Annotated in this window: 12 protein-coding genes; 5 read left to right on the top strand and 7 right to left on the bottom strand. The window is 45.6% G+C overall.

Features of this window, described 5'->3' with window-relative positions; translation table 11 throughout:
• Positions 1-85 precede the first annotated feature (85 nt).
• Positions 86-697 (top strand): ribosome maturation factor RimM, encoded by a 612-nt coding sequence (gene rimM / locus ACLFWI_RS24535; RefSeq protein WP_446415090.1) that lies wholly within the window; start codon positions 86-88, stop codon positions 695-697.
• A gap of 198 nt (positions 698-895) precedes the next feature.
• Positions 896-1,519: a hypothetical protein gene (locus ACLFWI_RS24530; protein ID WP_446415089.1), complete on the top strand. Its 624-nt coding sequence runs from the start codon at positions 896-898 to the stop codon at positions 1,517-1,519.
• Between the two features lie 258 nt (positions 1,520-1,777).
• Here ACLFWI_RS24530 and ACLFWI_RS24525 read toward each other — a convergent pair whose 3' ends face one another.
• The 3 genes from ACLFWI_RS24525 to ACLFWI_RS24515 form a co-directional block, all read right to left on the bottom strand.
• Positions 1,778-1,924, bottom strand: a complete 147-nt coding sequence (locus ACLFWI_RS24525) for a hypothetical protein (protein WP_446408255.1) — start codon at positions 1,922-1,924, stop codon at positions 1,778-1,780.
• 65 nt (positions 1,925-1,989) lie between these two features.
• Positions 1,990-2,193, bottom strand: coding sequence for a dodecin family protein (locus tag ACLFWI_RS24520; protein WP_446408256.1), 204 nt, complete (start codon positions 2,191-2,193; stop codon positions 1,990-1,992).
• Between the two features lie 194 nt (positions 2,194-2,387).
• Complete coding sequence (locus ACLFWI_RS24515; protein ID WP_446415088.1) at positions 2,388-2,555, bottom strand: hypothetical protein; 168 nt, start codon at positions 2,553-2,555, stop codon at positions 2,388-2,390.
• 280 nt (positions 2,556-2,835) lie between these two features.
• On the opposite strand from ACLFWI_RS24515, the gene ACLFWI_RS24510 reads away from it, so the two are divergent.
• Positions 2,836-3,123, top strand: a complete 288-nt coding sequence (locus ACLFWI_RS24510; protein WP_446415091.1) for an RNA recognition motif domain-containing protein — start codon at positions 2,836-2,838, stop codon at positions 3,121-3,123.
• 92 nt (positions 3,124-3,215) lie between these two features.
• Positions 3,216-3,383 carry a hypothetical protein gene (locus tag ACLFWI_RS24505; protein ID WP_446341981.1) on the top strand — a complete coding sequence of 56 codons (168 nt, stop codon included), beginning with the start codon at positions 3,216-3,218 and terminating at the stop codon, positions 3,381-3,383.
• Between the two features lie 109 nt (positions 3,384-3,492).
• Here ACLFWI_RS24505 and petA read toward each other — a convergent pair whose 3' ends face one another.
• Together petA and petC are read right to left on the bottom strand one after the other, a co-directional pair.
• Entirely contained in the window at positions 3,493-4,482 is a 990-nt protein-coding gene (gene petA, locus ACLFWI_RS24500) for a cytochrome f (protein ID WP_446415087.1), read from the bottom strand.
• A 76-nt stretch (positions 4,483-4,558) separates the two neighbouring features.
• On the bottom strand, positions 4,559-5,101 hold the full coding sequence (gene petC / locus ACLFWI_RS24495; protein WP_446415086.1) for a cytochrome b6-f complex iron-sulfur subunit: 543 nt from the start codon (positions 5,099-5,101) through the stop codon (positions 4,559-4,561).
• Between the two features lie 239 nt (positions 5,102-5,340).
• Between petC and ACLFWI_RS24490 the strand changes: the two genes are divergently transcribed.
• Complete coding sequence (locus ACLFWI_RS24490) at positions 5,341-5,658, top strand: DUF3067 family protein (protein WP_446408262.1); 318 nt, start codon at positions 5,341-5,343, stop codon at positions 5,656-5,658.
• A gap of 45 nt (positions 5,659-5,703) precedes the next feature.
• Here ACLFWI_RS24490 and ureA read toward each other — a convergent pair whose 3' ends face one another.
• Complete coding sequence (gene ureA, locus ACLFWI_RS24485; RefSeq protein WP_446408263.1) at positions 5,704-6,009, bottom strand: urease subunit gamma; 306 nt, start codon at positions 6,007-6,009, stop codon at positions 5,704-5,706.
• 162 nt (positions 6,010-6,171) lie between these two features.
• Positions 6,172-6,523: AI-2E family transporter (locus ACLFWI_RS24480; protein ID WP_446415085.1), on the bottom strand; the 352-nt coding region annotated here is incomplete at its 5' end.

Raw genomic sequence — 6,523 nt, 5'->3', positions numbered from 1 at the left:
GAGGAGATGAGGGAGAGGGGGGAGATGGGGAAGCAAAGGACGAATGACAAATGACAAATGACAAATGACAAATGACAAATGACAAATGACAAATGACGACTGGCTAGAAATTGGTAAAATTGTTGCTTCTCAAGGATTAAAAGGGGAATTGCGTGTCTATCCTAATTCGGATTTTCCCGAACGCTTCGAGAAACCGGGACAACGTTGGTTAAAGAAATCCGGTGATAGCCAACCGCAACCTGTGGAATTATTAGGGGGGCGTTACGTTCCAGGTAAAGGGATCTATGTCGTAAAACTTGCTGGCGTGGACAACCGGGAAAAAGCCGAAGCCTTGCGGGGTGCAATGCTGCTAGTTCCAGAGAGCGATCGCCCAGAGTTGGAAGAGAATGAATATCATGTTCTCGATGTGCTGGATTTAGAGGTTTTCAACCAGTTAACTGGAGAAGCTGTCGGTATCGTCGTGAATGTGATTCCGGCGGGGAATATGCTTTTAGAGGTCAAACTCCACCAGCAACCTGAACCAACACCAGCTAAACCGGAAGCACCTCTCCCCAACCGAATTAGTAAGCAACGGAAAGTCAAGAAAAAACAATCTAAGCCAGTAACCGTTTTAATTCCTTTTGTCGATGAAATTGTGCCAATGGTAGATCTTGAAAATGGTCGGATTGAGATTACACCGCCTCAGGGTTTGCTATGATTTTTTTACTGAAGTATTTTTTTGAATCGCAGTAGACACATCGATAAAGTCAGCCGAGAACTCAAGTTCTGGCTAAAAGCTTAAACCCGTTAAAACGGGTTCCTATTATGTCCTGTTATAGCAGTAGACACATCGATATAGCTAAACCCGAAAATAAACTTCTATGAAAATGGTCATTAAAACCCTATCCATATCGCCATGTCCAAGACCAGAATTTTGCAAGAAGGACAATCTTATACCTTTCGTTCCTATTTTGAGATGCCCTACGAGGCAGAGGAAATTCTGGCTGAGTTTGATTATACTTTAGTGCGATCGCGTTTAGTTTTGCCAGTCAGCGATCGTCCTTTTCAGGGACTACCAGAATTGAAGCAGCGCCTGGAAGATGCCTTGTTGATAGTCAGCTTAAGTAGTGAAGCCGCACGGCGGGAAGCTTTAGTATTTCCAATATTGCTGGAAGTTGCCCGCTTTTGCCAGTGTCAGATTCGCATTGAGTATCCCTTAAGTGTCAACAATTGGCTGAAAGGCAATCTAGACTACTTACTCCGTCGAGAACAAAGCTTGTTAGTCGTTGAAGCTAAAAACGATGACCTTTCTAGAGGGTTTACTCAGTTGGCTGTGGAACTCATTGCTTTAGCACAAGCCGAAGAGAAAGAGGTGCTGTATGGGGCTGTAACCATCGGCAATGTCTGGAGTTTTGGCAGGTTAGATGTTAAGGAATTAAAAATTAAGCAAGACATTACCCTTTATCGCGTTCCTGATGACTTAGAGCAACTTACTCACATCCTCGTGGGAATTGTGGCTGGCGAGTTGTCTGATGAATAAATTACAAAACTAATTAATAAAAGTTACACAAGAGTTTTGTGGATAAATTGATTTATTCTAGAGTATTGATCAAGAAAAAATCACCTGAACCCTCGCAAATACACTGATTTATCAGAGCAAGTAGCAACGGTAGGGGTGGGGAGTTGGCAGGTTAATCCCACTGATTACACAGAGGTGTTAGTTATCCTCATACCCTTACAAATGACATAAGACATAAGACGAATGACAAATGACGATCCCCAATGTTTTCCCACCTACTTACTCATCTTGCTTTGTGGGATCAACAGGTCGGGGTGGTGGTTGCACAGGGGGTGGAGGGGGTGGCGGTTCTACCGGAATGGCATCAGGTTTAGAAGGTTCAGGGGGTTTGGCTGGTGGAACGGGTGTTTGTGTAGATTCAATCATCAAAAAAAGTCTTGAGAATCTTGCAGAACGTATCTTTTCAGGTATCTGAATAGTTCAGAGGATTTTTAACGCTCGATCTTAAAAGCGACATGCATCGTCACCTTGTAGCTTACGATCTTATCGTTTTCAACATCAGCCGTCCAATTAACAACATCTATTCCGCTAATACCCTTTAGAGAAGTGGCTGTTTCGGCTAAACCTTGTTGAATGGCGTCATCAAAACTTTTTGACGAGGAAGAAACAACTTCAATAACTTTGGCCACAGACATAAATCGTCTCCTATAGCTGTCTTCACTCAGAATACCGAGTTGGATTGGGCATTGAGCCTATCTGTGGGTAGAGATTTAAAGTTATAGTGCTGGGTCATCAGTATCACCAAACAGGAGTGCGATCGCGCGAGTGTAAAAGTAATACGAGTAGCGAGATCGTTAAAATAAATAGGCTCAGCCCATCCCAGAGAAACTTAAGTCTGACGGTTGAGCCAACGTTGCAGGGGATAGACTAACACCGCGATGAAAAAGGCAAACGCTAAGGGGATGGTAATCGCACTGGTTGCCTTAAGCGCCGCGATCGCTAAGATAGTAGCGATGATCGTCAGCAGGATTTGAATCGTTTTTGCCGATACGCGCATAGGCAGTTCTTGACCGGTCTATCTATTGTCTGCGATCGATGCCTTCTCCTGTCATCTACCTCAAGACTTGGCTGGAAAATGCTTAGGCTGCATGTCTCTCAGTGGAATGATCAGCAATATCCCCTAACAGGGCAGGAATTCGTTACAATGTCAATTGAGACTCAAAGCGGTGACTACGTTTGTTTTCAGTATTCATAGGTTTTTCCCCTAAAGTATTGGCAGGCTGTTCTCCGAAATCTTGGCTCTCGACACAATTTTTGAATGGGGAGAACATCAATCGATGTCAATTTATGTAGGCAATCTCGACTACTCCGTTACCTCTGAAGACCTTAGCGAAGTCTTTGCCGAGTATGGTACCGTCAAGCGAGTTCATCTGCCGACTGATCGCGAAACAGGTCGCCTGCGGGGGTTTGGCTTTGTGGAAATGGGCACGGAAGACGAAGAAGCCTCAGCAATTTCTGAGCTAAACGGCGCTGAATGGATGGGTCGTGAACTCAAGGTCAATCAAGCGCGACCTCGTGAAGATCGTACAAAAAGCGGTGGTGGTCGCAGAAACAACCGCTTCTAGGTTTTGAGTTAACTGTGGCGCTTCTTTTGAATCTCAGGAATCCAATCGCCTCTCAATAGAAGCGTTTTGTTGTATTGATGGAGACATCTAAAATGGCTAAACGCCGCAATTTAAAAAAAGAGAAAGCCTCTCGCAACCAAGCTTATGCTCGGCAGTTTCGCAAGAAGTCTTCTTCTTCTTCTTTCTCAAGAAACAAGCGCTATTTTGGGAATCGTGATACCAAAAACGAAAATGAAGGTGAAGAAAAAGAGGCTGAGTAGTAATCACTCACGACTCTTGTCTTGGGTGAAAGCAATCTGATCAAGCTCCGATAGCACTTATAAAATAAGGGACAGGTTAGCTAACCTGTCCCTTATATGTTTGCTGGACTTAGAAATTCATTTCAGCCGCTTGTACCTTCTCAATCTGCTTTTTCTTCAAGACGAGAAAGAGTTGAGAAAACATAATCGCACCAATGAAGACCATTAGCCACTTAATCCGAACCGGGTCTTGTAAGACGATTTCACCGTCTACCTGACCAAATCCACCCACATTTGGATCAGTGGTTAACGCCTCACCTGCGGTGACTTCTTGTCCTTGGGAGACCACTAATTCAGATCCTGGGGGAATGGTATCTACAATTGTCGCCCCTTCAGAAGTTTGAATGGTGACGTCGTAGCCCCCTTCATCCAATTTAGTAATTTGAGAAATTACACCGGCTTTCGAGGCATTGTAGACGGTGTTGTTACTCTTATTGCCAGCCGGATAAACCTGACCGCGACCTCGGTTAGCCCCAACGTGAACCGAGTATTTGCCAAAATGGACATCTTTTTCTGTTTTTGGATTCGGAGAAAGAACCGGAAAAACAATTTCTTGATACTGTTCACCCGGTAGGGGACCAATAATAACTATGTTTTCCTGGTCGGCGCTATAGGGCTGGAAGTAAAGTCCGCCAACTTCTTCCTGTAATTCTTCAGGAATGCGGTCTTCGGGAGCAATTTTAAAGCCCTCGGGTAACATAACCACAGCGCCGACATTCAGACCGCCCTTGGAACCGTCTGCTAAGACCTGTTGGGTGTCAAGGTCATAGGGAATTTTTACCACGGCTTCAAAGACGGTATCTGGTTTAACCGATTGGGGAAGTTCCACTTCCGTGGGTTTCGCCGCGAGGTGACAGTTGGCGCAAACAATCCGTCCAGTGGCTTCGCGGGGAGTTTCCGGGGCGGTTTGCTGCGCCCAGAACGGATAAGCCGCCGCCGACTGGGGAAGGGAAATATCACTAATGAAGAAAAATGCCGCTGTTGCCAAAGTCAGCAAGAGGGCTTGGCTAATGATCCGCTTGCTGCTTTTGTACATCACCGATAAACAAGGTGTTCTCATCGCTTAAGGAAAAAATTCACAATTCAAAAATGGGCTATGTCATTTGCCCCTAACTAAGGACAAATGACGAAAACAATTAAGTCCACCAAGGATCGTTATCCGTGCGGAAATCGGTTTCCGTCCACTGGGAAAAGGTCAGGGTATCCTCTTCGGTGACGTCGGTGTGAACCAAGGCTAAAGACAGTGGGGCTGGTCCGCGTACCACTTTGCCCTGACTGTTGTACTGAGAACCATGACAAGGACAGATGAATTTGTTCTCACTGGCATTCCAGGGAACCACACATCCCAGGTGAGTGCAGACGGCGTTGATCCCGTAGTCCGCGATCGCTTTGTCTTCGGTCACGACGATATAAGTGGGATCGCCTTTGAGTCCTTGAGCCAAGGTGCGATCGCCTGGGTTATGGCTGCTTAAAAATTCGCTAACCTGGATATCATTGCCCAAAGCATCCTTAGCGGTGACACCACCGCCACCACCACCACTCGATGGGGGAATAAAGTACTTGACGACTGGATAGAGGGCACCGACGAAAGTACCCGTAATCGTACCAAACGTCAAGAGGTTCATAAATTGACGACGCCCCATATCGGGGACATCTGGGGAGCCAGACACTTGAGCCATAACTGAACGCCTAAGGGTATATTTTTTTTAACAACTCTGGGATGATTCCCAGTATCTTCCTAACCCCGCTCCTTTTATGAAGAGGGATTCAACCGCGAGCAGGGTTGCCACAATCCTTATGTAAGTAAGGATTTACAGCTTAAGCTATGAGTATTATTACATTCTTTGTACCCTTCTCATAAAGTAAAGAAACTTTATCTTCGTAAAAAAATGTAAACAATCAGCCAGGTAAGGGATCTATGACAGGACAAGAGTTGCACCAAATCCTGCTCAGCAAGTGGGGACGCTCTTATGACATCCAGCTTCGGCGGACTCAGGGAAAAATTTTTGTTCAGGTGATGTGGAAGTACCTAGAGCAGAAGTCGTTTCCCTTGTCTGAAGTCGAGTATCTAGAGCGTCTGGACGCCATTGCCCATTATCTTCATGGTTGGGGTGCGGTTGTCCAGGTACAAGAGTACATCGAGCAAACTCGTGAACGTCCCCGACTTGGAAAAGCCGTGAGCATTCCAATTGAGATGGGGGAACGGGCGTCAGAATGGATGTTGGATGATTTGTAGGGGTTTGGTGACCGGGTTTGGTGACCGGGTTTGGGAACCAAACCCCTACGAGCGGATGGGATTATGAACCGTGACGAGTTTAGTCCCATCAGGAAAGGTGGCTTCAATCTGAACTTCCTGCACCATCTCTGGTATCCCTTCCATGACCTCATCCCTTGTTAGGAGAGTCGTTCCATCACTCATTAACTCTGCCACAGTACGCCCCTCTCTCGCCCCTTCTAAAATAGCCGCCGAAATATAGGCGACGGCTTCGGGATAATTCAGCTTGAGTCCGCGTGCTTTGCGTCGTTCCGCTAATAGGGCGGCGGTGAAAACCAGTAACTTATCTTTTTCCTGGGGTGAGAGTTGCATAATGACTTGTCTACCTTGACTTGATCTTGGTGCTATAGCAAAAGGTATAAGGCTCCAGGGCATAAGCCAGGAAGCTTCCGGGCAGATGGCTACACTTGTTTATAGTATCTTCTTTTTCACCTATTTTTAACTGAACTGATGGGTATTTGAAGCCAATCTGCACTAATCTTTTCCCTTCATTTCATTGATTTCAAACAAACTGATCATAACTCCAGCCAGAGGAATGGCCAGAAAAACTCCCAGAAGTCCGGCAACTCTCGCACCTACTAATAAAGCAAAGAACATGACAACTGGATTCATATCAAGTGAGCCTTGCATAATTCGAGGCATCAGCAGATTCTCTTCGACTTGTTGTAAGGTTACACAAATTGCTAAAACAGTGATACTTAGCAAGATTCCTTGAGGTAACACAATTAAGGCGACAATGGTAATCCCTAAGGTTGCGCCAATTGCTGGAATCAGATCAAACAATCCCGCGATCGCGGCTAAAACTAAGGCATAGGGAATTCTAAAC

The sequence above is a fragment of the Coleofasciculus sp. genome, from assembly GCF_046539235.1.
Lineage (GTDB): Bacteria > Cyanobacteriota > Cyanobacteriia > Cyanobacteriales > Coleofasciculaceae > Coleofasciculus.
The sequence above is the reverse complement of the archived record's forward strand: the minus strand, read 5'-3'. Positions and strand labels throughout refer to the sequence as shown.

What these genes read in the sequence shown, in the direction of transcription:
- ACLFWI_RS24530 (WP_446415089.1), top strand. Translation starts at nt 896, where the DNA reads ATGTCCAAGACCAGAATTTTGCAAGAAGGACAATCTTATACCTTTCGT.
- ACLFWI_RS24505 (WP_446341981.1), top strand. Translation starts at nt 3,216, where the DNA reads ATGGCTAAACGCCGCAATTTAAAAAAAGAGAAAGCCTCTCGCAACCAA.
- ACLFWI_RS24525 (WP_446408255.1), bottom strand. Translation starts at nt 1,924, where the DNA reads ATGATTGAATCTACACAAACACCCGTTCCACCAGCCAAACCCCCTGAA.
- rimM (WP_446415090.1), top strand. Translation starts at nt 86, where the DNA reads ATGACAAATGACGACTGGCTAGAAATTGGTAAAATTGTTGCTTCTCAA.
- ACLFWI_RS24515 (WP_446415088.1), bottom strand. Translation starts at nt 2,555, where the DNA reads ATGCGCGTATCGGCAAAAACGATTCAAATCCTGCTGACGATCATCGCT.
- ureA (WP_446408263.1), bottom strand. Translation starts at nt 6,009, where the DNA reads ATGCAACTCTCACCCCAGGAAAAAGATAAGTTACTGGTTTTCACCGCC.
- ACLFWI_RS24490 (WP_446408262.1), top strand. Translation starts at nt 5,341, where the DNA reads ATGACAGGACAAGAGTTGCACCAAATCCTGCTCAGCAAGTGGGGACGC.
- petA (WP_446415087.1), bottom strand. Translation starts at nt 4,482, where the DNA reads ATGAGAACACCTTGTTTATCGGTGATGTACAAAAGCAGCAAGCGGATC.
- ACLFWI_RS24520 (WP_446408256.1), bottom strand. Translation starts at nt 2,193, where the DNA reads ATGTCTGTGGCCAAAGTTATTGAAGTTGTTTCTTCCTCGTCAAAAAGT.
- ACLFWI_RS24510 (WP_446415091.1), top strand. Translation starts at nt 2,836, where the DNA reads ATGTCAATTTATGTAGGCAATCTCGACTACTCCGTTACCTCTGAAGAC.
- petC (WP_446415086.1), bottom strand. Translation starts at nt 5,101, where the DNA reads ATGGCTCAAGTGTCTGGCTCCCCAGATGTCCCCGATATGGGGCGTCGT.